This window comes from Streptomyces sp. NPDC104367, assembly GCF_055583825.1.
Window position 1 is genome coordinate 258,512 of record NZ_JBVJND010000004.1, and the last position, 23,447, is coordinate 281,958.

Consider the following 23,447-nt stretch of genomic DNA (forward strand, 5'->3'; position numbering starts at 1 on the left):
GAGCCGCACGCAGAGCCGGGTGCCGAGCCGCACGCCAAGCCGGACGCCAAGCGGACGCCAAGAAGGGGCGGGAACGGTGGGCGGCCGAAGCACACATCTGAATCGTTGGAGCAAGCGAGCGTGTCCCTCAACAGCAGCCACGGCGCGACGGCCACCGCCGAGCGTCCTCATACCCACGAAATGGTCGTGGTCCACCGGGTCTTCCGCCGCGAGTCGGCGCTGCTGCCCCGGCTGGTGCGCGCCGTCCCCGAAGGCGACAGGGCCGGCGCGGCGCGGGTCGCCGGGGCCCTGGCCGACTACACGATGGGACTGCACCACCATCACCACGCCGAGGACGAGCTGATCTGGCCGCTGCTGCGGGCCCGGGCCGCGCAGGACGACGCGCTGGTCGGCCGGATGACCGAGCAGCACGAGGCCATCGACGACACCCTGAGGACCGTCGCCGGGTGGACGCCCGTGTGGCAGCGGTCCGCCGACCGGATCTCCGGCGAGGAACTGGCGCTGGCCCTGGACGCCCACCGGGCCGCGCTCCTGGTCCACCTGGACGAGGAGGAGCGCTCGGTGCTCCCGCTGGTCGCCGACCATCTGACCGTCGCCGAGTGGGACCTGGTCGGACAGCGCGGGATGGAGGGCATCCCGAGGAACAAGCGCATGCTGGCCCTCGGCGCGATCCTGGAGGAGGCCACCCCCGAGCAGCGCGCCCTCTTCCTGGGCAAGGCCCCGCTGATCGGACGGCTGCTGTGGCAGGCCGTCGGCCGCCGCCAGTACGCCGCCTACCGCGAGGCCATGCGCGCCCCGCTGGACGGTGAGTAGTCCGGTGACCGTACTCGACTCCGCCCCGCTCGGCGTCCTGGACGCCTACCGCACCTGCGAGTTCGCCACCCTGGGCCGGGACGGCACCCCGCTGGCCTGGCCCACGGCCGTACGGCGCCGCCCCGACGGGACACTGCTGCTCAGCACGTCGCTGGCGTTCGCGCAGAAGGCCCTGAACATCCGCCGCGACGGCCGCGTCGCCCTGCTCTTCTCCGACCCCACCGGCAGCGGCCTCGACCGGCCGCCGCAGATCCACGTCGGCGGCCGCGCCGAGTGCCCCGACGAGATCATGACCGGACCGCAGGGCGCCGAGGACTACTGGCGGATGCTGTTCGAACGGCAGCCGCACAGCAGGTCGTACCTCGCACCCCCGATGCGCCTGGTGATGGACTGGTACTACCTGCGTCTGCTGATCACCGTGACCCCCGAACAGGTCGTCGTCCGGCCGCAGTTGCCCGCCGCCGACCGCCCGGCGCCAGCCGTCGGACCGGTCGAAGGACCGGCCGGCGGGCCGGTCGGCGCCGCACAGCTCGGCCGGTTCCCCACGGCCGTGCTCGCGGCGCGCGACGCCTCAGGGGCGCCGGTGCTGGCCCGGACCCGGCCGGTGGCCGTGTCCGAGGGCTTCGCGGTGGACCTCCCGGCCGACTGCCCGGCCGCACCGGGCCCCGCCTCCCTCCTCGTGCACCGGCACGACGAGCACCTCAACCACATGCACAACGCCCTGGTGCGCGGCGAACTGCGGGAGGGCGACGAGGGGCTGGTCCTGGTGCCCGCCAAGGTGGTGGAGCCCATGGGCTCGGGCCGGGCGAGCGACGCGGTGAGCGTGCTGCGCACCACCCGGCGGGCCACCGACCGCTACCTCTCCCGGCGCGGCCTGACCCGCCCCCGTGTGCGCTGGCAGGAGTTCAGTGCGCTGGCGCGGGACGCCCGGCGCGGTTGACACCCGCGCGGCCCACGCCTGACGGCACCGCGCACGCCTGCGCCGTTGTGCCTGACGGCGCCGCGCATGTTTGCGCCGTTGTGCCTGACGGCACCGCGCATGCCTGCGCCGCCACGCTTCCCGCCACCGCGCACGCCTGCGCCGCCACGCTTCCCGCCACCGCGCATGCCTGCGCCGCTACTCCTCCCGGCACCGGGCGAGCCGTCGCTCCAGGAACCTGCGTTCCGCGTCGTTCTCGACCAGTTCCAGGGCGCGGGCGTACGCCGTGGCCGCCTCGTGGTGGCGGCCCATGCGGCGCAGCAGGTCGGCGCGGGTCGCGGGCAGCAGGTGGTAGCCGGCCAGGCCGTTCTCCGCCTCCAGCTCCGCCACCAGGGCGAGGCCCGCCGCCCCGCCCTCGGCCATGCCCACCGCGACCGCGCGGTTGAGCCGGACCACGGGGGAGGGGACGTACCGCTGGAGCTCGCCGTAGAGCGCGGCGATGTCGGACCAGTCGGTGTCCGCGGCGGTCGGGGCGGTGGTGTGGCAGGCCGCGACGGCGGCCTGGATCTGGTAGGGACCGGGGCGGCCCCGGCGCAGGGCGCTCTCCAGGAGCGCGGCGCCCTCGTCGATCTCCGCCCGGTCCCAGGCCGTCCGGTCCTGGTCCTCCAGCGTCACCAGGTCGCCCGCCGCGTCCACCCGGGTGTCCCGGCGCGCGTCGTGCAGCAGCAGGAGCGCGAGCAGACCGACGACCTCGGGTTCGTCCGGCATCAGCCGGGCGAGCAGCCGGGCGAGCCGGACCGCCTCGGCGCACAGGCCGGTGCGCAGCAGACCGGCGCCGCTCGTGGCGGCGTACCCCTCGTTGAACAGCAGGTAGAGCACGGCGAGGACGCCCGTGGTGCGCTCGGGCAGCAGATGCGCGGGCGGCACCCGGTACGGGATGCCCGCGTTGCGGATCTTCCGCTTGGCGCGCACCAGCCGCTGCGCCATCGTCGCCTCGGGGACGAGGAAGGCGCGGGCGATCTCCGGGGTGGTGAGCCCGGCGAGGGTGCGCAGGGTCAGCGCGACCCTGGCCTCGATCGGGAGCGCCGGGTGGCAGCAGGTGAAGAGCAGCCGCAGCCGGTCGTCCGCGACGCCACTGTCGTCGCCGTCGCCGTCGTCGTCGGGGTCGACGGGCCCCGCGTCCCGTGCCAGCACCGCCGCCTCCCGCAGCTTGCGCGCCCCCACCGCCTCCCGGCGCAGCACGTCCAGGGCGCGGTTGCGGGCGGTCGTGGTCAGCCAGGCGCCGGGGCGGCGCGGCACTCCGTCGTGCCGCCACCGCTCCAGCGCCTGGGCGAAGGCGTCCTGCGCGCACTCCTCGGCGAGGTCCCAGTCGCCGGTCACCCGGATCAGGGTGGCGACGACCTGGGCCCACTCCTCGTGGAAGGCGTCCGCGACGGCCTTCTCGACGTCGTCCGTGCCGCTCACTCCCAGACCGGCCGCACCTCGACCGAGCCGCCGGCGAGCGCCGCGGGGTGCCGGGAGGCGAGTGCGAGAGCCTCGTCCAGGTCGGCGACCTCGATGATGTCGAGACCCGCGATGTACTCCTTGGTCTCGGCGAACGGACCGTCGCTCAGCAGCACTTCGTCTCCCCGGACGCGCACGGTGGTCGCGTCGGCGGCCGGCCGCAGCCGGGCACCTCCCTTGACCACGTCCCGGGTCCTGACCTCGTGGATGTACGAGGCGAAGCGCGGGTCCTCGGCGATCTCGGCCGGGCTCGGCTCCGGGCCGCCGACCGGGGTGCAGATGAACAGGACGTACTTCATGACCGCTGCTCCTTCCCGGCCGTCCCGTCCGCCGGCACCGACACGTGCTCGTGGGCGATCAGCCAGCCGAATCCGGTGTGACGGTAACCGGTGGTCACCCGGACCACCCGGTCGAAGGGCTCCCCGGTCACCAGGGTGCCGCGGACGCGGACCAGGGCGTGGCTGAAGGCGCTGCCCTCGCCCGGACGGACCTTCAGTTCGAGCACCTCGCGGCGGACGGGTCCGTCGAACCCCGCGAACCAGGCCCCGGCCTCCTCGCGCAGTCCGTCGGTCCCGGACCGCGCCTCGGCGCCGTCGGGCCGGAAGACCTCCACGTCCGGCGCGTAGCAGGCCGCCGTCCGGCCGGCGTCCCGCTCGCGGGCGGCCTCCGTCAGCTCGGCGTCGAGCCGGCGCACGGCCGCCTCGGCGTCCTGCGCCGGGTCCTCGTCCCAGAACGGGCGCACCTCCATGGCCCCGATCGTCGCCACCGGATGCCCGGCGGCGATCCGCACCGCCTCCTCCAGGCTGTCGCAGTCGACGACGTCGAACCCGGCGACGTACTCCTTCGTCTCCGCGAACGGCCCGTCCGTGCGCAGCACCTCGCCGTCGCGCACCCGTACGGTGACCGCGGAGTCCGGCAGCCGCAGCCGGTGGCCGTACAGCCGGGCCCCGCCGCGGACGCCGTGCTCCTCCACCCAGGGTTCGACCGGCGCCATCCCCGAGGCGTCGGCGGTGTCGTCGCCGCAGACGAGCAGCATGTACTTCATGGTTCCTCCCGGTCCTCATGAGCTTCCTACACCCCACCGACGAACGGCGCCGGGCGGAATCGACACCCGGGGCACATCACGTCCGCCCGTCACACCGGCGACCGCGTCCGGGCGGAGCCGCCCGCGCCCGGCCGGCCGCCGGGGGGCGGGTTTACGGCGCCGGATTCCGGTGAGCAGCGTGAGCGGGGCAGCGCCGCCCGCCGTGGAGCCGCCCCCGAACCGAGCCCGCCCCCGTCGCTCCCCGGAGCGCATGCCGTGTGAGAGGTGTTCTGGTCTGTCCGGCTCCCGCGAGACAGCGACCGCAGTCGACCCATCGCCCGTGCGGGCCCCGGACCGGACACCGGCCCCACCCCCGCGCCCCGGCACCGCCGCCCGCAACGGGCCGGCGCCCGGGCGGCGCGACGCCTACTTCGACAACGCGAAGTACCTGGCGATCGTGCTGGTGGCCGTCGGGCACGCCTGGGAACCGCTGCGCTCGGACAGCCGGACCGTCACCGCCCTCTACACGCTCGTCTACGCCTTCCACATGCCGGCGTTCATCGTCGTCTCCGGCTACTTCTCCCGCGGTTTCGACGCGAGCCCGCGCCGGATCCGACGCCTCGTGACCGGCGTCGCCGTCCCCTACGTGGTGTTCGAGGTCGCCTACACCCTCTTCACCCGATGGAGCGACCACGTTCCCGACCGCGAGATCAGCCTGCTCGACCCCCTGTACCTGACCTGGTTCCTGGCCGCCCTGTTCGTCTGGCGGCTGACCACGCCGATCTGGCGGCTGGTGCGATGGCCGCTGCCCCTGGCGCTCACCATCGCCGTGCTGGCGAGCCTCACGCCCTCCATCGGCAAGGACCTCGACCTCCAGCGCACCCTGCAGTTCCTGCCGTACTTCGTGCTGGGCCTCGGCCTGCGCCAGGAGCACTTCCGGTGGCTGCGCCGCCGGCGGGTCCGGATCTGCGCGGTCCCGGTCCTGGCCGCCGCGCTCGCCGTCGCCTACTGGTCGGTGCCGCTCTCCGGCTACCGCTGGCTCTTCCACAAGGACAGCGCCGAACAGCTCGGCGCGCCCGCCTGGGCCGGTCCCGTCATGACCCTCGTCACCTTCGGCTGCTCCCTGGTCCTCGTCGCCTGCTTCCTCGCCTGGGTGCCCGGCCGCCGCACCTGGTTCACCGCGCTCGGCGCGGGCACGCTGTACGGCTACCTGCTGCACGGCTTCCTCATGCAGAGCGCCGGGCCCGCCCACTGGTACGCCCCCGCCTGGACGCACGGGCCGCTCGGCGCGGTGACGGCCACCCTGGCCGCCGCCACGGCCGTGACCCTGCTGTGCACCCCGCCGGTGCGCCGGGTCTTCCGGTTCGTGATGGAGCCCAGGATGGACTGGGCGTTCCGCGCGCCGCCGGAGCCGGTCGGCGGGGGCGACCGGCGAAACGCCGCCGGGGTGCTTTCCGGAAGGCCCTGAAACGGCGAACATGCCGCACCATGGACATTCTGCTCGTCGCGAGCGCGTTCAACAGCCTGTCCCAGCGGGTGTACGCCGAACTGTCCGACCTCGGCCACCGGGTGGACGTCGTCCTCGCCGCGCACGGCCCCGACGCCGTCCGCTCCGCCGTGGCGGACCGGCGCCCGGAGCTGATCGTCGCGCCCCTGCTGAAGTCGGCGCTCCCCGAGGACGTCTGGCGGGAGCACACCTGCCTGATCGTCCACCCGGGACCGCCCGGCGACCGCGGCCCCGCCGCCCTGGACTGGGCCCTCGCCGAGCAGGCCCCCCACTGGGGAGTGACCGTGCTCCAGGCCGAGGCGGCGATGGACGCGGGCCCCGTCTGGGCGAGCGAGCCCTTCACCGTGGAACCGGTCGGCAAGAGCGACCTCTACCGGGGCGAGGTGGCCGACGCCGCCCTCACCGCCGTCCACCGGGCCGTACGGCGCTACGCCGAGGGCTCGTACAAGCCGCGGCCGCAGAGCGATCCCGGGATCCGCGGCCGGGTCGTCTGGCGGGACGTCCTGCGCCAGCGCCACCGGCGGATCGACTGGGCCGCCGCCGACACCGCGACGGTCCTGCGCAAGCTGCGCGGGGCCGACTCGCAGCCCGGGGTGCTCGACGAACTCCTCGGCCACGAGGTGTTCCTGCACGGCGGCCACCCCGAGGACCGGCTGACCGGCGAGCCGGGCGAACTGCTCGCGACCCGGGCGGGCGCGGTCTGCCGGGCCACCCGGGACGGCGCCGTCTGGATCCCCGAGCTGCGCCCCCGCAAGGGCTCCGCGGACCCCGCCCCGTTCCGGCGCCCCGCGGCCGACGTCCTCGCCGGCCCGCCGGTGTCCGGCCCGGCCCTCCCGGAGTGCCCCGCCCCGCTCGAACTGCCCCCGGACCGCCGCACCTGGACCGACATCCGCTACCGGCAGCTCGGTGACGTCGGCCTCGTGAGCTTCGCCTTTCCCGGCGGGGCGATGAGCACCGGCCACTGCCGCCGCCTGCTCGCCGCCTACGAGTACGCCCTCGCCCGGCCCACCCGGGTGCTGGTGCTCGGCGGCCGCCGGGACTTCTTCTCCAACGGCATCCACCTGAACACCATCGAGGCCGCCCCCGACCCCGCCGAGGAGTCCTGGGCCAACCTCAACGCCATGGACGACCTGGTGGAGGCCGTGCTGCGCACCGACGACCGGCTGGTCGTGGCCGCGCTCGGCGGCAACGCGGCGGCCGGCGGCGCGCTGCTCGCCCTCGCCGCCGACGAGGTCTGGTGCCGGGCCGGCGCCGTCCTCAACCCGCACTACCGGCTGATGGGCCTGTACGGCTCCGAGTTCTGGACCTACACGCTGCCGCGCCGCGCCGGAGCGGAGGCGGCCCGCCGGCTCACCGAGGAGGCACGGCCGGTGAGCGCCGCGACCGCCGCCCGGACCGGCCTCGTCGACCGGCTGGTCCCGGTGCCCCCGCAGGGCTTCGCCGCCGAAACCGAACGGCTGGCGGCCGCGCTCGCCGCCGACCCCGGCCTGGAACGGCGGATCGCCGCCAAGGCCGAGGCCCGCCGCTCCGACGAGGCACGACGGCCGCTCGGCGCGTACCGCGAGGACGAACTCGCCCGGATGCGCGAGCTGTTCTTCGACCCCGGCGCCGCCTACCACACCCTGCGCTCGGACTTCGTCCGCAAGGTCCCGGGCGGTGCGCGATGACGCGGCTGCTGGTGGCGGGCGTCGGCAACATCTTCCTCGGCGACGACGCCTTCGGCCCCGAGGTGATCCGCGCCCTGGCCACGCGCCCGCTGCCGCCCGGGGTACGGGTCCGGGACTTCGGCATCCGGGGCATGGACCTCGCCTACGCACTCCTCGACGGCTGGACGGTCGCCGTACTCGTGGACGCGGCCGCCCGCGGCGAACGCCCCGGCACCCTCTCCCTGATCGAGCCCGAACTCCCCGACGGGCGCACGGCCGCCCCGCCCGAGGCGCACGGCATGGACCCGGCGAAGGTGCTGGCCCTCGCCACCCACCTCGGCGACGAGCCGCTGCCCCGCGTCCTCGTCCTCGCCTGCGAGCCGGGGGAGCTGTCGCGCGGCGACGAGGACATCGCCCCCGGGCTGAGCGGGCCGGTCCGGGACGCGGTCGGGCCCGCGGTCGAGGCCCTGCACGCACTCGTCCCGGCGCTGCTGGCGGATCCCCTGGTCACGCCCTCGTTGGCCCGCCCGGAGGAATCCGCGGACCCCGCCGCGGCCGGGCTCCCGCACCGGGCCGCGACCGGCACGCAGGATCGCTGACGGACCAGGCGCGGACCCACCCGCTCCCACGGTCCGCCCGAGCCCAGCGACCGAGGAGCACCCATGTGTCAGTCGGAGGAGGTCACCCGGGCCGTCCTGGCCAGGAACGACGGCCTGGCCGCGAGCCTGCGCGACGACCTGGCCGCGCGCGGGACGAGCGTGGTCAACCTGCTCTCCAGCCCCGGCAGCGGCAAGACCGAACTGCTCGGCCGGGTGCTGGCCCGGGCGCTGGAGCGGGAGGTCCCCGTCGCCGCCTTCACCGCCGACCTCGCCACCGAGAACGACGCCCGGCGGCTGGCCCGCTCCGGCGCCCCCGTCAAGCAGCTGCTGACCGACGGACTGTGCCACCTGGAGGCCCGCCAGGTCCGCGGCCATCTGGAGGGCTGGCTGCCGCCGCACACCGCGCTGCTGTTCGTGGAGAACGTCGGCAACCTCGTCTGCCCCGCCTCCTACGACCTCGGCGAGCACCTGCGGATCGTGCTGATGGCGGTGACCGAGGGCGAGGACAAGCCCTCGAAGTACCCCACCGCCTTCGGCTCCGCCCATCTGGTCGTCCTCACCAAGACCGACCTTGCCGCACCCGCGGGCTTCGACGAGCAGGCCTTCGCCGACCACGTACGGCGGGTCAACCCCGGGGTGGAGATCGTCCGCTCCTGCGCCCGCACCGGCGAAGGCGTCGACACGGTCCTCGACCGCGTCCTCGCCGTACGCGACGGCGCCCCCGCGCACCGCCCGCCGCTCGCCCCGCATCCGCACGGTCACGTCCACGCCCCGACCGCCCCGTGACCGCGCCCGCCCCGGCGGCGGCCGTACGCCGCCGCATCACGGTCCGCGGGACCGTGCAGGGCGTCGGCTTCAGGCCGTACGTCCACCGCCTCGCCGCCGGCCTGGCGCTGACCGGACACGTCAGCAACACCGGCGACGGCGTGGTCATCGAGGTGGAGGGGACACCGGCCGGGGTCGAGCGGTTCCGGGAGCGGCTGGCCGCCGAGCCGCCGCCGCTGGCCGCCGTGACCACCGTGGGCGTCGAGGAACTGCCCGCCACCGGCGCGGACCGCGCCTTCACCATCCGCGCCACCGAACAGGCCGCCCGGGGCCGCACCCTGCTCCCGCCGGACACCGCGACCTGCGCCGACTGCCTGCGCGAGCTGTCCGATCCCGCCGACCGCCGCCACCGCCACCCCTTCATCACCTGCACCCACTGCGGGCCCCGCTTCACCATCGCCACCGGGATGCCCTACGACCGCGCGGCCACCACCATGTCCGGCTTCCCCATGTGCCCCGGCTGCGCCCGCGAGTACGGCGCTCCGGCCGACCGCCGCTTCCACGCCCAGCCCGTGGCCTGCCCCGACTGCGGCCCCCGGCTGCGCCTGGTGCCCGCCGCCGGCAGCGCGGTGAGGGCCGCTCGCGACGGTGACGCCCTCTCACGGGCGCGAGAGCTGCTAGCCGAAGGCCGGATCGTCGCCGTGAAGGGCATCGGCGGCTACCACCTGGCCTGCGACGCCTCGAACCCCCGGGCCGTCGACACCCTGCGCGCCCGCAAGGCACGCGGCGGCAAACCGTTCGCCGTGATGTGCGCGGACCTGCACGAGGCGGAGCGCATCGCCGAGACGGGGCCGGCCGAGCGGGCCGCCCTCACCGGCCCCCGGCGCCCCGTCGTCCTCCTCCGCCCCCGGCCCGGGGCACGCCTCGCGCCCGGCGTCCGCCCCGGCAGCCCGCACCTCGGCGTGATGCTGCCCTACACCCCCGTCCACACCCTCCTGTTCGGCCTCCCCGGCGACCCGCCCGGCCCCCGCGTCCTGGTCATGACCAGCGGCAACCGCTCCGGCGAGCCCATCGTCACGGCCGACGACGAGGCGCTGACCCGGCTGTCCGGACTGGCCGACGCCTGGCTCGCGCACGACCGCCCCATCGCCTCGCCCTGCGACGACTCCCTGCTGAGGGTGCGCGCCGACGGCACCGAACAGGTACTGCGCCGCTCCCGCGGCTGGGCACCGCGCCCGCTGCGGCTGCCGGTTCCGGTGCGGCCCGCGCTCGCGGTCGGCGGCGACCTGAAGAACGCGCCGTGCGTCGGCGAGGGCGACCTGGCCTGGTTCGGCCCGCACATCGGCGACATGGGCGACCTGGCCACCCTGGAGGCCGCCACCCGCGCGGAAACACATCTGCACCGGCTGACCGGCGTCCGCCCCGCACTCGTCGCCGCCGACCGCCACCCCGGCTACCACTCGGCCGCCTGGGCCCGCCGCCGGGCGGCCCGGCTGCCCCTCGGACGGCCCGTGCTCGTCCAGCACCACCACGCCCACGTCGCCTCCGCCATGGCCGAGGCAGGCCTCGACGGCACCGCACCCGTCATCGGCGTCGCCTTCGACGGCACCGGCTACGGCGACGACGGCACCGTCTGGGGCGGCGAGGTGCTCGTCGCCGACTACACCGGCTACCGGCGCCTCGCCCACCTCGCCCCGGCCCCGCTCCCCGGCGGGGACGCGGGCGTGGCCAACCCCTGCCGCCTCGCCCTGTCCCGGCTGTGGGCCGCCAGGCTTCCCTGGGACCCGGACCTGCCCAGCGTCACCGCCTGCTCGCGCGAGGAACTGACCCTGCTGCGCCGCCAGCTGGACGGCCGGGTCGGCTGCGTGGCCAGCTCCAGCATGGGCCGCCTCTTCGACGCCGTGTCGTCCCTGGCGGGCGTCTGCCACCGCGCCGGGTACGAGGCCCAGGCCGCCCTGGAACTGGAGGCGCAGGCCTGCCTGGCCTGGGACGAGGACAAGGCCGCGTACCCCTTCGGCGAGGGCCTCGACCCGGCCCCCGTCCTGCGCGCGATCATCGCCGACCTGCGGCGCGCCACCCCGGTCCCGCTCGTCGCGGCCCGTTTCCACCGCGGGGTCGCCCGGGCCGTGGCCGGCGTCTGCCGGCAGGCCCGCCGGGCCACCGGCCTCGCCACCGTCGCCCTCACCGGCGGCGTCTTCGCCAACGCGCTGCTGGAGGCAGCGAGCGCCGAACTGCTGCGCGGCGACGGCTTCACCGTCCTGCTGCACGGCGAAGTCCCCCCGAACGACGGCGGCCTGGCCCTCGGCCAGCTGGTGGTCGCCGCGCACGAACGGCCCGTAGACGGACGGGAACCAGTCAGCGACGAGACGGAGTGACCCATGTGTTTGGCAGTGCCCGGCAGAGTCGTGAGCATCGACGACACGGCCGACCCGCTCACCGGCCTGATCGACTTCGGCGGTGTACAGAAGCAGGCGTGTCTGGAGTACGTCTCCGACGTGCGCGTGGGGGAGTACGTCATCGTCCACGTGGGCTTCGCCCTCCAGCGGCTCGACGAGGAGTCGGCCCTGGCCTCCCTCAAGCTCTTCGAGGAACTCGGCCTCCTGGAGGAGGAGTTCGGCGACGCCTGGCAGCAGGCGGCCCAGCAGGCCGAGGGGGGCGGGCCCCGGTGAAGTACATCGACGAGTTCAACGACCCGCAGCTCGCCCGCAGACTGCTCGACGAGATCCGGGCCACCGTCACCCGGCCCTGGGCCCTGATGGAGGTCTGCGGCGGCCAGACCCACTCCATCATCCGGCACGGCATCGACCAGCTCCTGCCGGAAGAGGTGGAGCTGATCCACGGCCCCGGCTGCCCGGTCTGTGTGACGCCGCTGGAGTCCATCGACCGCGCGCTGGCGATCGCCGCCCGCCCGGACGTGATCTTCTGCTCCTTCGGCGACATGCTGCGCGTCCCCGGCACCGACCGCGACCTGTTCCGCGTCAAGGGCGAGGGCGGCGACGTCCGCGTGGTCTACTCGCCGCTCGACGCGCTGAAGCTCGCCCGGCGCCACCCGGACCGCCAGGTGGTGTTCTTCGCCATCGGCTTCGAGACCACCGCCCCGGCCAACGCCATGGCCGTCCACCAGGCCGCCCGCCTCGGCCTCGCCAACTTCTCCCTGCTGGTCTCCCACGTCCGGGTCCCCCCGGCGATCGAGGCCATCATGACCGCCCCCGACTGCCGGGTGCAGGGCTTCCTGGCCGCCGGGCACGTGTGCAGCGTGATGGGCACCGCCGAATACCCCGAACTGGCCGAACGGCACCGGGTGCCGGTCGTCGTCACCGGCTTCGAACCGCTCGACATCCTGGAGGGCATCCGCCGCTCGGTGGCCCAGCTGGAGCGCGGCGAGCACCGGGTGGAGAACGCCTACGCCCGTGCCGTGCGCGAGGACGGCAACCCGGCCGCGATCCGCATGATCGAGGAGGTCTTCGAGGTCACCGACCGCGCCTGGCGCGGCATCGGCCCCATCCCGGCCAGCGGCTGGCGGCTGAACGAGGCCTACCGGGCGTTCGACGCCGAGCACCGCTTCGACGTCGGCGGCATCCGCACCGAGGAACCGGCCGCGTGCCGGGCCGGCGAGGTGCTCCAGGGGCTCATCAAGCCCACCGACTGCGCCGCCTTCGGTACCACGTGCACCCCGCGCACCCCGCTCGGCGCCACCATGGTCTCCAGCGAGGGCGCCTGCGCCGCCTACTACCTGTACCGCCGGATGTCCGAACCGGCGCCCCCGCGCGAGGAGATGAACCCCGTTGGCTGAGCAGACCGCCGTCGACCCCGCGAACTGGAGCTGCCCGGCCCCGATCCGCGACCAGCCGGTCGTGGTGATGGGCCACGGCGGAGGCGGCGCGCTCTCCGCCGAGCTCTTCGAGCAGATCTTCGCCCCCGCCTACGGCAACGCCCTCCTCGCGGGGATGACCGACTCGGCCGTCCTGCACCTCGGCGGCGCCAGGCTGGCCCTGTCCACCGACTCCCACGTGGTGCGGCCGCTGTTCTTCCCCGGCGGCTGCCTCGGCGACCTCGCCGTCAACGGCACGGTCAACGACCTGGCGATGAGCGGCGCCCGCCCCGCCTACCTCTCCGCCGCCTTCGTCCTGGAGGAGGGCGTCGAGCTGTCCGTCGTCGACCGGATCGCCAAGGCGATGGGCGCGGCGGCCGAGACCGCCGGGGTCACCATCGCCACCGGCGACACCAAGGTGGTCGAGGCCGGTCACGGGGACGGGGTCTACGTCACCACCGCCGGGGTCGGTCTCGTCCCCGAACGGGTGGACATCCGGCCGCAGCGGGCCCGGCCCGGCGACGCCGTCATCGTCAGCGGGCCGATCGGGCTGCACGGGGTCGCCGTGCTGAGCGTGCGCGAGGGACTGGAGTTCGGGGCCGAGGTCGTCAGCGACACCGCGCCGCTGGCCGACCTGGTGGCGACCATGCTCGACGTCACCCCCGACATCCACGTCCTGCGCGACCCGACCCGCGGCGGTCTGGCCGCCGCGCTCAACGAGATCGCCCGCGCCTCGGGAACGGGGGTGCGGCTGACCGAGCGCGCCGTCCCGGTGCCGGACGCGGTCGCGGCCGCCTGCGGTTTCCTCGGCCTCGACCCGCTCTACGTCGCCAACGAGGGCCGGCTGGTGGCCTTCGTGCCGCCGGCCGAGGCCGACGCCGTGCTGGAGGCGATGCGCGCCCATCCGCAGGGGGCGGGCGCGGCCCGGATCGGCGAGTGCGTCACCGAGCACCCCGGGATGGTCGTGGTGGCGACCGGACTGGGCGGCACCCGCGTGGTGGACCTGCCGCTCGGGGAGCAGCTGCCGCGCATCTGCTGACGGCGCGGCGAGGCCCCGCCGGTGCCCCGGGCTCCGGGGACCGGCGGGGTCACTCGACCGCGGTGATCTCCAGCTCCCGGCCGCGGCGCAGTTCGGTGGAGGGCCGGTCGCAGCGCGGGCACCAGAAGAACGGCGGCATGCCCACCGCGAACTCCTCGGCGCACGGGCCGCACCACGCCACCGCGGTGACCTGCTCGACCACCAGCCGCGCCCGGGCGAGGGCGGTGCCGTCCCGGGCCACCTCGAAGGCGAAGTCCAGGGCGTCGGGCACCACCCCCGACAGCTCGCCGACCCGGACGGTCACGGCCGAGACATGGTCCGCCCCGTCCGTCCGGGCCCAGGCGTCGGCCTGTTCCACGATGGCGGTCGCGATCGACAGTTCGTGCACGCCCGGCTCACGGATACCGGTTGCCGGAGCGCAGCCCGCCGGCGATGCGCCAGATCTTCAGCTCACGCATGAGGCTGGGGATCTCGGTCACGAACAGCGCCAGGACCAGCGCGCCGACGACGGCGACCTCGGCGGTCAGCACCCGCTGGGCCGCCGTTCCCGTCCTTCTGCCTTGGCTCTTCATGTGGGGAACTCCCTGTTCGGTCTCACGCGGGCGGGATGTTCGGCATGACGTCCAGCAGGGCGTCGTGGCGTCCGGCGTGGATGTTGGTCGACCGTCGCGCGTCGGCGGTGCCGTCGGCGTGGTGGCCGGTCTGCTTCTCGTACGGACCCTCGTTGCCCTGGTGCATGCCGGGCACGTGGGACGGTGTGTCGGGCTTCGCCTGCGGCTTGCCGACCCTGATGCTGCCCATGGGTTTCTCCTTCCGGTGTTGCCGTTCCTCAAGGCCGCTCGCCCTGAGGCCGCTCGCCCTGAGGCCGCTCGCCTCAAGGCCGCTCGGTGAGCTCCTCGAAGAAGCGCTCCACGGCCGGCCACATCCGGCCGCCGCCGGACAGGCCGCGCCACTCCCGGCGGACCACGGCGAGCATGCGGAAGCAGTCGTCGACCGGTGCGATCCAGTGGTGGTCCAGGCCGTGGACGGTGTTGACCAGCAGCGCCTCGACATCGGGGGTCATCCCGGCCAGGGCCGGGGTGCCGGCGACCGCCCGCCGCCAGGCCGCCGCGTCCACCTCCCAGCGCATGGCACCCGCCGGGCTCGGCCCCTCGGCGGTGACCGTGCCGTCGGCGCGCGGTACGAAGAAGACCAGCCCGACCGGGACCCCCAGGGCCGCCGTGTCCACCTTGGGCAGGCGGACCCGGCGGGTGGGGACCGGCCGCAGCCGGCCGCCGTCGCCCTGCGGGGTGTCGGCGAACAGCAGGAAGCAGGGCCGGCAGGCGCAGCGGACCTCGGCCGGACCGGTGTCGTACAGATGCGGATGGTCCTCCGGCAGGGGCGCGGCGCACAGCTCGCACACCTCCGTCCCGGCCGTCGGCCGCGCGTCGGCCGAGGACCGGATGAGGCGGGCCAGGGCTCCGTCCGTGCTCACCGGGCCTCCTGTGGCCGGCGCAGGGAGTCCAGGGGGACGAAGGCGGGTGCCGGGGCCTCGGGCAGCGGCTGCACGTCGGCCAGCTCGGGGGCGGCGGCGAGCACCGCCTCCCGGACCGCGTCGGTCACCTCCGTCGTACCTCCGCCGCACCCCGAGCCGCAACCGCCGCCGGTGACCAGCCGGACCCGGCCGACCCCGCCCTCCACGCCCGCCCACTCGACGTCGCCGCCGCGTTCGCGCACCGCGGGGCGCAGCCGCTCGACCGCGCGGGCGGCGCGGCTCTCGGGGGAGTCGGGGTGGATGTCGTGCAGGACCAGCAGATGGTCGAGCAGCTCGTCGTCGCCGAGCCGTGCGGCCAGGGGCGCGTCGGCGCGGTCGAGGACGCGGGCGAGTGCCTCGCCGTAGACCTCGGTGAGCAGCCGGACCGCCTCGACGGCCGAGCGGCCCGCCGGGCCCTGGGCGGTCTCCAGGCCCTCCAGCAGTGTGTCGAGGCGGGCCAGCCGGGCCTCGACCGCCGGGCCGTCGAGCCGGTGCTCAGCCATGGTCCGCCCCGTACGTCGGGGAGTGCCTGACCGTCACGGTCCTGCCCTTGCCCGTGTACATGTGGACACCGCACGGCAGACAGGGGTCGAAGCTGCGGACCGTGCGCATGATGTCGACGCCCTTGAAGTCGTCCGGGCCGTTCTCCTCGAAGATCGGCTGGTTCATGACGGCGTCCTCGTAGGGGCCGGGGGTGCCGAACTTGTCGCGGGGGCTGGCGTTCCACGGGGTCGGCGGATACGGGTGGTAGTTGGCGATCTTCTTGTCCTTGATCACCAGATGGTGCGAGAGGACCCCGCGCACGGCCTCGTGGAAGCCGCAGCCGATCGCCTCGTCCGGGACCTCGAAGTCCTCGAACACCTTGGTGTCGCCGGACCGGACCAGGCCCATCGCCTCGTCCAGGAACTGCAGCGCCATGGCCGCCGCGTAGGCGACGAAGTACGGCCGGGCGCGGTCCCGTTCGAGGGTGTTGGACCACTTGGGGATCTTCCACTCCAGCGTGGTCTCCGGCAGGCTCTCGCCCTTCGGCAGGGTGATGCGCACGCTGTTGCCGGTGGCCTTGATGTACGGCGTGTCCACGAGGCCGCTCAGCGCGGTCGACCAGAGCCGGGCCAGCGGGCCGCCGCCGGTGTCCAGGGCGAGGTGGTCGCCGGTGCGCCCGTCGAACCAGCGCGGGCTCATCACCCAGCTGTAGTTGCCCTCGAAGTCCCGCTTCTGCGGCACCGGGAGGGTGGTCTGGTTCCACGGGTGCCGCATGTCGACCGGGTTGCCGAGCGGGTCGTGGGTGACGAACGGGTCCTCGTTGACCCAGTCCTCGTAGAACGAGGAGCCCAGCATGATCCTGAGGCCGAGGTTGATGTCGACCAGGTTGTTGGTGACCAGCTCGCCGTCGACCACGATGCCCGGGGTGACGTACATCGCCTTGCCCCAGCGGTCCATGTTCTCGTACTTGTAGTCGACGACCTTCGGGTCCTGCCAGGCGCCCCAGCAGCCGAGCAGGATACGGCGCTTGCCCACTTCCTCGTAGCCGGGCAGCGCCTCGTAGAAGAAGTCGAAGACGTCGTCGTTCATGGCGACGGCCTTCTTCACGAAGTCGATGACGTGCATCAGCCGGCTGAGGTAGTCGGTGAACGCGGTCGGCGACGGCATGGTGCCGACGCCGCCCGGATAGAGCGTGGAGGGGTGCACATGGCGGCCCTCCATCAGGCAGAACATCTCGCGGGTGGTCCGGGAGACCTTCAGGGCCTCCTTGTAGACCTCGCCCTCGAAGGGGTTGAAGGCCTTCATGATGTCCGCGATCGTCCGGTAGCCGTGGATGTCACCGCGCGGTGCGGTGGTCTTCTGGGCGCGGGCCAGGACGGTCGGGTTGGTGGCCTTGACCATCTGCTCGCAGAAGTCCACGAAGACCAGGTTGTCCTGGAAGATCGTGTGGTCGAACATGTACTCGGCCGCTTCGCCGAGGTTGACGATGTGCTCGGCGAGCGGCGGCGGCTTGACGCCGTACGCCATCTGCTGGGCGTAGTCGGAGCAGGTGGTGTGGTTGTCGCCGCAGATGCCGCAGATGCGGGAGGTGATGAAGCCCGCGTCGCGCGGGTCCTTCCCCTTCATGAAGACGGAGTAGCCGCGGAAGAGGGAGGAGGTGCTGTGACACTCCACCACCTCCCGGTTGGCGAAGTCGATCTTCGTGTAGATGCCCAGGTTTCCGATGATCCGGGTGATCGGATCCCAGGACATGTCCACGATCTGCTCGGGCTTGCGCCCTTTGTGCCGGGCCTCTGTTGTCATCGGCTCGCTGACCTTTGCTGTGGGGGGAGTTGAGGGGGTGGGGGTCCGCCGTGGTGCGCCGTGGGTGCGTCAGGGGCGCCAGCGCGGGGAGTAACCGCTGGTGAGCTTGCGCTTGTTGTGGCGCCACTTCGGCTCGTGGTTCACCAGCTCGTTGGTGAAGCCGCGCAGCCGGCGGATGACCGCCCCGTACGGCTTGATGGCCAGCGAGGAGAGGGTGCCGCCGGGCGGCTCGTCCATGAACGGCATGAAGGCGTCCGGGAAGCCGGGCATGGTGCAGCCGATGCAGATGCCGCCGACGTTCGGACAGCCGCCGATGCCGGCCATCCAGCCCCGCTTGGGCACGTTGCAGTTCACGACCGGACCCCAGCAGCCGGTCTTCACCAGGCACTTGGGCGAGTTGTAGTCCGTCGCGAAGGTCGCCTGCTCGTAGTAGGCGGCGCGGTCGCAGCCCTCGTGCACCGTGCGGCCGAACAGCCACTGCGGGCGCAGCATGTGGTCCAGCGGCGGCGGGGGAGCGGTGCCGGCGGCGTGGTAGAGCACCCAGACCAGGGTCTCCATGAAGTTCTCGGGCTGGACCGGGCAGCCGGGGATGTTCACCACCGGCAGTCCGCCCCGGGACTTGAACTCCCAGCCCAGGTAGTCGGCGAGGCCCATGGAGCCGGTGGGGTTGCCGGCCATCGCGTGGATGCCGCCGAACGTCGCGCAGGTGCCGACGGCCACGACCGCCCAGGCCCTGGGCGCCAGTTCGTCGATCCAGTGGTTGAGGGTCTGCGGCTGACCGGTCTCCGGGTCGTTGCCGAACGACGTCCAGTAGCCGTCGCCCTCGATGATGTTCTGGTTCGGGACCGAGCCCTCGATGACGAGGATGAACGGTTCCAGCTCACCCCGCGCGGCCGCACGGTAGGGGGCGAGGAAGTCCTCGCCGCCCAGGCTCGGTGAGAGCACCTTGTTGACCAGGTTGACCTTCGGCATGCCCGGGATCAGGCCGAGCACCAGGTCCTCGATGGAGGGCTGGTCGGCGGCCGTCACGGAGACGGTGTCGCCGTCGCAGCTCATGCCCTCGGAGATCCACAGGATGGTGATCTCCTCGAACCCCTGGTGCTCGCCGGTTTCGCTGGGTTCCCCGCCCGCGGCGGTGGTCGTGCCGTTCTTGGTGCTCATGCGCTAGGCCTCCGATGGAGAGGGCCCCGGGGGCGGCTCGGCCGCCGCCTCTGGATCCGGGACGTCGGTGCCCCCGAGCGGCTCGACTTCGTCGGGCCGGAAGTAGTGGAAACGGCCGTACCAGCCGTGCAGTTCGGCCGCCGGGTCGTCGTCGACGGTGACGGCGAGATGGGTGCTGCCGTCCACGTCGTGGAAGACGGCGGCGACGGTCGCGGTGCGCCCCGCCAGGAACATGTCCTGGGCGTCGGCGCCCTTCCCGCGCGGCCGCAGCCGCACCCGGGCCCCGCCGCCGACCCGCACACCGTCCACGAGAACCGTGTCGGTGGCCGGACAGACCCCGTCGTCGGCCCCCTCCCGCCACCAGGCGGGCCGGTCGTCGAAGGGGGACGGGGCGGCGGGAGGCCCGGCGTCGGACGCGCCGCCGGCCGGGGCCAGGGAGCGGATCGCGCCGTGGAGGCGCTCGAAGACCTCCGGGGGCATGGTGTCCACGCGGTCGAGGATCTCGGCGGCCCGCGGGTCGGTGGCCCGGGCCTCGCGCTTCTCCTCGTCCGTCAGCAGCATCGTGCGCAGGGTGAGGATCTCGTCGATCTCGCCGGCGTCGTGCAGATCGCCCGGGCTCTCCGGGGCCACCTGCGGATGGTCCGGCAGGATGATCGGCGAGGAGAGCAGCAGGGGAGCGGCCGACCCGTCCCGGGGAGCCTCGGCCGGGGGCGCGCCGCCGAGCACCGGGAAGGTGAAGTCGTTGCGGCACAGCCGGGCCGCCTCGGTGACCTCACGCGCCGGGTCCACCAGGGAGACGAACTCCGCGCCCTCGGCGGCGAGCAGGGTGTGGGTGGCGATGAGCGCCTGCCGCATCGCCCGGTCGCGGGGCGCGCGCGGGTCCGCCGTACGGCCCTCGTTCTCGGTGCGCACCCGCAGCCGGTAGAGGTCCTCGCCGAGCCGCTCGGCCACGACCTCGGTGCTCGCCCGCACCTCCTCCCGCCGCCGTACGACCCGTCCGGCGCCCGACGGCAGCGGCTCGGCGTCCACCCCGGCGGGCGAGCCCACCGCGAAGGTCCGCCCGGCCTCGCCGAGGCGCAGCGCGAGGTCGGCCTCGCGCGGCACCGCCTCCTCGAAGGTCAGCTGCACCGTCCCGTCGTCGCAGGCCAGCGACTCGACCGCGCGCCCTCCGGCGTCCTCGACCTGCTTGTGCTGCATCTGGAGGTACCGGACCCGCACCCGGACGACCGCGTCGGGCCGCCGTACCCGCAGCAGGCACTCCGTCTGCTGGTACCAGGAGTCCGCGGAGCCGGAGACGCCCGGACGGAGCGGGCCGTCGGCCTCCACCCAGTTCCGCGGGGAGAGGACCCCGAACTGCCAGCGGGCGCGGTTCTTCGGCGAGGACCGCCGATAGGGGTACAGCAGGTAGCCCTCGTAGAGCACGGCGTCGGCGACGGCGCCCAGCCGCGCGAAGGCGTGCGGGGACGGCTCCGGGGGGCCGTCCGGGCCGTCCTGCGGGGCAGTGCGGAGCGCTCCGCCGTCGACCAGTCCCTCGGCCATGCAGCCTCCTCGGATCCGTGCGCGCGCCCATACCTTCCACCACGGTCACACCCCTCACGCGCCCTCGCCTCCCGTGGCCCGGCGCCGTTGGGCCGTCCGGGTGGCGGCGTCCGTGCGCGGGTCAGGGCGGCCGCGGGGGCAGGTCCGGGCAGCCGCGGGGGCGGGTCAGGGCGGTCCGGGAGGCGGTGCCGCCACTGCCGCGCAGGGCCGTTCGGGAGCCCTGGTTCCGGCCCCCTCGGCGGGTGCCGGGCGGGCGGGTGCCGAGGGGGCGGGTGCCGAGCGGTTCGCCGCGCCCGCTCAGGGGGCCACGAACAGGGCGGGGAAGCGCGGACCGAGCCAGGGCCTGCGGCCGAGGGCGAGCACCTGGCCCCGGGCCGTCGCCGGCCACGGACCGCGGCGGCCCAGCGCGATGAGCAGGAAGGCGACGGGGTCGATGAGGATCGTGCAGTCCGGCCGCTCCAGCGGCTGCGCCGTCACCGCCACCGCGCCGTCGGTGATCGCGACACCGAAGGCGCCGGCGCCGCCGCGCAGTACCTCGTCTCGCACCCCGGTGTCGACAAGAAGGTGGGCGACCCCGCCGACCCGGACACCTTCATCGGCCCGATGGACCGCCCCGACCAGCAGCGGCGGGTGCGCGACTGCGTCGCACTCGGCATCGAGGAGGGCGCCCGGCTCGTCACCGGCGGCCCCGGGGTCCCGCCCGGCCCGGAGGGCGGCAACTACGTCACGCCCACCGTGTTCGCCGACGTCGGCAACTCCACGCGCATCGCCCCGGAGGAGATCTTCGGCCCGGTCCTCGTCGTCATCCCCTACGACGACGAGGACGACGCCGTCCGGATCGCCAACGACTCCGAGTACGGCCTCTCCTGCGGCGTCCGGTCCGCGGACCCCGCCCACGCCCTCGGCCCCGCCCGCCGCCTGCGCACCGGCACCGTCACCGTCAACGGCGCGCCCATCGCCTTCGACGGCCCGTTCGGCGGTCACAGGGCCGCCGGGATCGGCCGCGAGTACGGCGCGGTCGGGCCGGCGCGGTACGTCGAGTACGAGACGGTGACGCTGAGCGTGCCCGCGACGGCCTGAACCGGGGGTGTTCAGTCCAGGCAGAACTCGTTGCCCTCGACGTCCTGCATGTTGATGCACGCGTCGTTGCCGTCGTAGAGGAGCCGGCCGCGTACCGCGCCGAGCGGGAGCAGCCGTGCGCACTCGGCCTCCAGCGCGGCGAGGCGCTCCTCGCCCACGAGTCCGGTGCCGACCCGCACATCGAGGTGGACCCGGTTCTTGGCGACCTTGCCCTCGGGCACCCGCTGGAAGTACAGCCGCGGTCCCACGCCCGTGGGGTCACTGCAGGCGAACCACGAGCCGCGTTCCTCCGGGGGCTGCGAGTCCTGGTAGTCGTCCCAGGTGGCGAACCCCTTCGGCGGCGCTGGTACGACGTACCCCAGCACCTCGCACCAGAAGCGGGCGACCCGCTCGGGGTCCGCGCAGTCGAAGGTGACCTGGACCTGCTTGATCGATGGCATCGGCGCACGATAGCAGGGGCGTACGGCGGCCCGATCCCGCTGCGGGCGACTGACGGGGGAGGCGCGAGACGGCTGGAACGCGGGGTGCGTCCGGCCGTACGGTGACGCCATGAGTGATCGATCCGAAGCACCTGTCGCGCCCGTCGAGGCCTTCGAACCTCCCTACTACGTGGCGGTCTTCACCACGGTGCGGACCGAGGACCAGGGCGGCTACGGCAGGACCAGCGCGCGCATGGAGGAACTGGTCCGGGACATACCCGGCTACCTGGGGATGGACCACGCGCAGACTCCGGGCGGGCTGGGCATCACCGTCGGGTACTTCCGCGACGCCGAGGCCCTCGCGCGGTGGCGGGGCGACGCCGAGCACCGCGCGGCGCAGCGGCGCGGGCGGGCCCAGTGGTACGAGAGCTACACGCTGCACGTGGCGAAGGTGGAGCGCAGCCAGGGGTTCAGGCGGGCGGAGGCCCCGCGCGACCCGCGGGACCCGGCGGCGGACTGAGCGGCCGGGGGCCCGCGCCCCGGCCCTCGGCATCTGCTGAATTGCCAAAGTTGGCAATTGGTTAGATGCTTTCTTCGTCGAGTCCGCAGATGGTCGCGGGCGTCGGGTTCCGAGTCCGCTCCTCGGGGAGGGACCTGCCGGGAGGGCGAGGGGGACGAGGATGCTGGAGCCGCGCCAGGACGGACCGGCGACGGCCGGTGTCCTGCCCGCCGTCCCCGCGCCGAAGCGGAGCGTCACCTGCGGCGCGCAAGCCCCGCGCGGCGCATCGCGCGCGGAGGCGTGATGCCCGCCCGGCCGGAGGCGGAGACCCTGCCGCACCGCCACGTCCTCACGCTGCCCACCGAGCCGTCCGCCGTCCGGCTGGCGCGCGAGACCGCCGAACAGGCGCTGGCCGAGTGGGGCATCGGCCCGCGGCACCCCTCGGTGGACCCGGCCCTGCTGATCCTCTCCGAGCTGGTGACCAACAGCGTCCGGCACGCGGCCGTCCTCTCCCCGACGCTCACCGTGATCTACGCGGCGGGACCGGACAGCCTGGCCTTCGCCGTCCACGACCGCCACCCGTACCAGCCGCCGCTGTACGGGGCGCTCACCGGCGCCGGGGCCGGCGGCGGCGGTCTGGCCACCGTCATGGAACTCACGCTCGGCCTGGGCGGTACGGCCGTGGTCCGCGCCGACGCCGACGGCGCCGGCAAGAGCATCTGGATCACCCTCCCGCTCTGAACCGGTGTGATTGCTAATCTTGGCAATTCGGCATGACCGGTGCCGAAGGCGAGGACGGTCCACATGTTCGGGGAGGGGGAGGCCAGGTGAGTACGCCGCTCTACCAGCTGAAGGCCGAGTTCTTCAAGACCCTCGGCCACCCGGCCCGCATCCGGGTCCTGGAGCTGCTCAGCCAGCGCGAGCACGCGGTCGCGGAGATGCTGCCCGAGGTGGGCATCGAGGCGGCGCACCTCTCCCAGCAGCTGGCCGTGCTCCGGCGGGCGAACCTGGTGCGGACCCGCAAGGAAGGGTCCAACGTGTACTACTCGCTGGCCAGCCCGGAGCTCGCGGAACTGCTGCGGGTGGCCCGCTCGATCCTGTCGGGCGTGCTGGCGGGACAGGCGGAGCTGCTCGCCGACCTCAAGGCGGCCCGGTCGGAGGGGACGTCACCGTCGTAGCGGCCGGCGCGCCGGGGCGGGGCGTCCCGCCGGTCATGCGCGGACAGGGCCGGGCGTAGGGGGCGCTGGTGGTACGGCGGGTGTGGCCGCACTGGCAGGCGGCGGCCGGAGCGGGGTCCTCCCCGGGGTGCTTCCGCTGGCCGGCG

Annotated in this window: 26 protein-coding genes and 1 pseudogene; 14 read left to right on the forward strand and 13 right to left on the reverse strand. The window is 74.4% G+C overall.

Annotated features, from left to right (window positions below):
- Nucleotides 1–120: 120 nt before the first annotated feature.
- Entirely contained in the window at nt 121–813 is a 693-nt protein-coding gene (locus tag ACZ619_RS08405; protein WP_469595765.1) for a hemerythrin domain-containing protein, read from the forward strand.
- Between the two features lie 4 nt (nt 814–817).
- Nucleotides 818–1,753: a pyridoxamine 5'-phosphate oxidase family protein gene (locus ACZ619_RS08410; protein WP_469595768.1), complete on the forward strand. Its 936-nt coding sequence runs from the start codon at nt 818–820 to the stop codon at nt 1,751–1,753.
- 177 nt (nt 1,754–1,930) lie between these two features.
- On the opposite strand, the gene ACZ619_RS08415 is transcribed toward ACZ619_RS08410, so the two are convergent.
- Genes ACZ619_RS08415 through ACZ619_RS08425 form a run of 3 tightly spaced genes read right to left on the reverse strand, consistent with a single transcriptional unit; the run spans nt 1,931 to nt 4,280 of the window.
- Nucleotides 1,931–3,196: an RNA polymerase sigma factor gene (locus ACZ619_RS08415; RefSeq protein WP_469595770.1), complete on the reverse strand. Its 1,266-nt coding sequence runs from the start codon at nt 3,194–3,196 to the stop codon at nt 1,931–1,933.
- On the reverse strand, nt 3,193–3,534 hold the full coding sequence (locus ACZ619_RS08420) for a YciI family protein (RefSeq protein ID WP_469595771.1): 342 nt from the start codon (nt 3,532–3,534) through the stop codon (nt 3,193–3,195). The genes ACZ619_RS08415 and ACZ619_RS08420 overlap by 4 nt, the downstream gene beginning before the upstream one ends.
- Entirely contained in the window at nt 3,531–4,280 is a 750-nt protein-coding gene (locus ACZ619_RS08425) for a YciI family protein (protein ID WP_469595773.1), read from the reverse strand. The genes ACZ619_RS08420 and ACZ619_RS08425 overlap by 4 nt, the downstream gene beginning before the upstream one ends.
- A 250-nt stretch (nt 4,281–4,530) precedes the next feature.
- On the opposite strand from ACZ619_RS08425, the gene ACZ619_RS08430 reads away from it, so the two are divergent.
- From ACZ619_RS08430 to hypE, 8 genes are all read left to right on the forward strand, one after another.
- Nucleotides 4,531–5,727 (forward strand): acyltransferase family protein, encoded by a 1,197-nt coding sequence (locus tag ACZ619_RS08430; protein ID WP_469595775.1) that lies wholly within the window; start codon nt 4,531–4,533, stop codon nt 5,725–5,727.
- 20 nt (nt 5,728–5,747) lie between these two features.
- The gene (locus ACZ619_RS08435; protein ID WP_469595777.1) at nt 5,748–7,433 is read left to right on the forward strand and encodes a hydrogenase maturation protein; all 1,686 of its coding nucleotides are present in this window, start codon (nt 5,748–5,750) and stop codon (nt 7,431–7,433) included.
- Nucleotides 7,430–8,011, forward strand: a complete 582-nt coding sequence (locus ACZ619_RS08440) for a hydrogenase maturation protease (RefSeq protein WP_469595779.1) — start codon at nt 7,430–7,432, stop codon at nt 8,009–8,011. Before ACZ619_RS08435 ends, ACZ619_RS08440 begins: the two co-directional genes overlap by 4 nt.
- 63 nt (nt 8,012–8,074) lie before the next feature.
- Nucleotides 8,075–8,797 (forward strand): hydrogenase nickel incorporation protein HypB, encoded by a 723-nt coding sequence (gene hypB / locus ACZ619_RS08445; RefSeq protein ID WP_469595781.1) that lies wholly within the window; start codon nt 8,075–8,077, stop codon nt 8,795–8,797.
- Nucleotides 8,794–11,151 carry a carbamoyltransferase HypF gene (gene hypF / locus ACZ619_RS08450; protein ID WP_469595783.1) on the forward strand — a complete coding sequence of 786 codons (2,358 nt, stop codon included), beginning with the start codon at nt 8,794–8,796 and terminating at the stop codon, nt 11,149–11,151. Before hypB ends, hypF begins: the two co-directional genes overlap by 4 nt.
- A 3-nt stretch (nt 11,152–11,154) precedes the next feature.
- A complete protein-coding gene (locus ACZ619_RS08455) occupies nt 11,155–11,445 on the forward strand; it encodes a HypC/HybG/HupF family hydrogenase formation chaperone (protein WP_469595785.1) in 291 nt (96 codons plus the stop codon).
- Nucleotides 11,442–12,569: a hydrogenase formation protein HypD gene (hypD, locus tag ACZ619_RS08460; RefSeq protein ID WP_469595788.1), complete on the forward strand. Its 1,128-nt coding sequence runs from the start codon at nt 11,442–11,444 to the stop codon at nt 12,567–12,569. The genes ACZ619_RS08455 and hypD overlap by 4 nt, the downstream gene beginning before the upstream one ends.
- A complete protein-coding gene (hypE, locus tag ACZ619_RS08465) occupies nt 12,562–13,626 on the forward strand; it encodes a hydrogenase expression/formation protein HypE (RefSeq protein WP_469595790.1) in 1,065 nt (354 codons plus the stop codon). Before hypD ends, hypE begins: the two co-directional genes overlap by 8 nt.
- Before the next feature lie 49 nt (nt 13,627–13,675).
- Here the strand turns inward: hypE and hypA are convergent, their stop codons facing one another.
- From hypA to ACZ619_RS08510, 9 genes are all read right to left on the reverse strand, one after another.
- Complete coding sequence (gene hypA / locus ACZ619_RS08470) at nt 13,676–14,014, reverse strand: hydrogenase maturation nickel metallochaperone HypA (protein WP_469595793.1); 339 nt, start codon at nt 14,012–14,014, stop codon at nt 13,676–13,678.
- Nucleotides 14,015–14,021: 7 nt separating this feature from the next.
- Complete coding sequence (locus tag ACZ619_RS08475; RefSeq protein WP_469595795.1) at nt 14,022–14,198, reverse strand: hypothetical protein; 177 nt, start codon at nt 14,196–14,198, stop codon at nt 14,022–14,024.
- A gap of 22 nt (nt 14,199–14,220) precedes the next feature.
- On the reverse strand, nt 14,221–14,427 hold the full coding sequence (locus ACZ619_RS08480; protein WP_469595798.1) for a hypothetical protein: 207 nt from the start codon (nt 14,425–14,427) through the stop codon (nt 14,221–14,223).
- Between the two features lie 73 nt (nt 14,428–14,500).
- Nucleotides 14,501–15,100: a DUF5947 family protein gene (locus ACZ619_RS08485; protein WP_469595799.1), complete on the reverse strand. Its 600-nt coding sequence runs from the start codon at nt 15,098–15,100 to the stop codon at nt 14,501–14,503.
- Complete coding sequence (locus ACZ619_RS08490; protein ID WP_469595801.1) at nt 15,097–15,642, reverse strand: NifU family protein; 546 nt, start codon at nt 15,640–15,642, stop codon at nt 15,097–15,099. The genes ACZ619_RS08485 and ACZ619_RS08490 overlap by 4 nt, the downstream gene beginning before the upstream one ends.
- A complete protein-coding gene (locus ACZ619_RS08495) occupies nt 15,635–17,425 on the reverse strand; it encodes a nickel-dependent hydrogenase large subunit (RefSeq protein WP_469595804.1) in 1,791 nt (596 codons plus the stop codon). Before ACZ619_RS08495 ends, ACZ619_RS08490 begins: the two co-directional genes overlap by 8 nt.
- 69 nt (nt 17,426–17,494) lie before the next feature.
- Nucleotides 17,495–18,586, reverse strand: coding sequence for an NADH-quinone oxidoreductase subunit B family protein (locus ACZ619_RS08500; protein ID WP_469595806.1), 1,092 nt, complete (start codon nt 18,584–18,586; stop codon nt 17,495–17,497).
- A 3-nt stretch (nt 18,587–18,589) separates the two neighbouring features.
- Nucleotides 18,590–20,125 (reverse strand): hypothetical protein, encoded by a 1,536-nt coding sequence (locus ACZ619_RS08505; RefSeq protein WP_469595809.1) that lies wholly within the window; start codon nt 20,123–20,125, stop codon nt 18,590–18,592.
- Nucleotides 20,126–20,422: 297 nt separating this feature from the next.
- Nucleotides 20,423–20,671 (reverse strand): hypothetical protein, encoded by a 249-nt coding sequence (locus ACZ619_RS08510; protein ID WP_469596063.1) that lies wholly within the window; start codon nt 20,669–20,671, stop codon nt 20,423–20,425.
- Between the two features lie 15 nt (nt 20,672–20,686).
- Here ACZ619_RS08510 and ACZ619_RS08515 point away from each other — a divergent pair.
- Nucleotides 20,687–21,205: pseudogene (locus tag ACZ619_RS08515) on the forward strand (aldehyde dehydrogenase family protein); the annotation flags it as partial.
- 11 nt (nt 21,206–21,216) lie between these two features.
- On the opposite strand, the gene ACZ619_RS08520 reads toward ACZ619_RS08515, so the two are convergent.
- Entirely contained in the window at nt 21,217–21,645 is a 429-nt protein-coding gene (locus ACZ619_RS08520; RefSeq protein WP_469595811.1) for a VOC family protein, read from the reverse strand.
- 109 nt (nt 21,646–21,754) lie between these two features.
- On the opposite strand from ACZ619_RS08520, the gene ACZ619_RS08525 reads away from it, so the two are divergent.
- The 3 genes from ACZ619_RS08525 (at nt 21,755) to ACZ619_RS08535 (ending at nt 23,301) form a co-directional block, all read left to right on the forward strand.
- Nucleotides 21,755–22,144 (forward strand): antibiotic biosynthesis monooxygenase family protein, encoded by a 390-nt coding sequence (locus tag ACZ619_RS08525; RefSeq protein ID WP_469595814.1) that lies wholly within the window; start codon nt 21,755–21,757, stop codon nt 22,142–22,144.
- Between the two features lie 282 nt (nt 22,145–22,426).
- A complete protein-coding gene (locus ACZ619_RS08530) occupies nt 22,427–22,864 on the forward strand; it encodes an ATP-binding protein (RefSeq protein ID WP_469595817.1) in 438 nt (145 codons plus the stop codon).
- 86 nt (nt 22,865–22,950) lie between these two features.
- Complete coding sequence (locus tag ACZ619_RS08535) at nt 22,951–23,301, forward strand: ArsR/SmtB family transcription factor (protein WP_469595819.1); 351 nt, start codon at nt 22,951–22,953, stop codon at nt 23,299–23,301.
- The last annotated feature ends 146 nt before the right edge of the window (nt 23,302–23,447 follow it).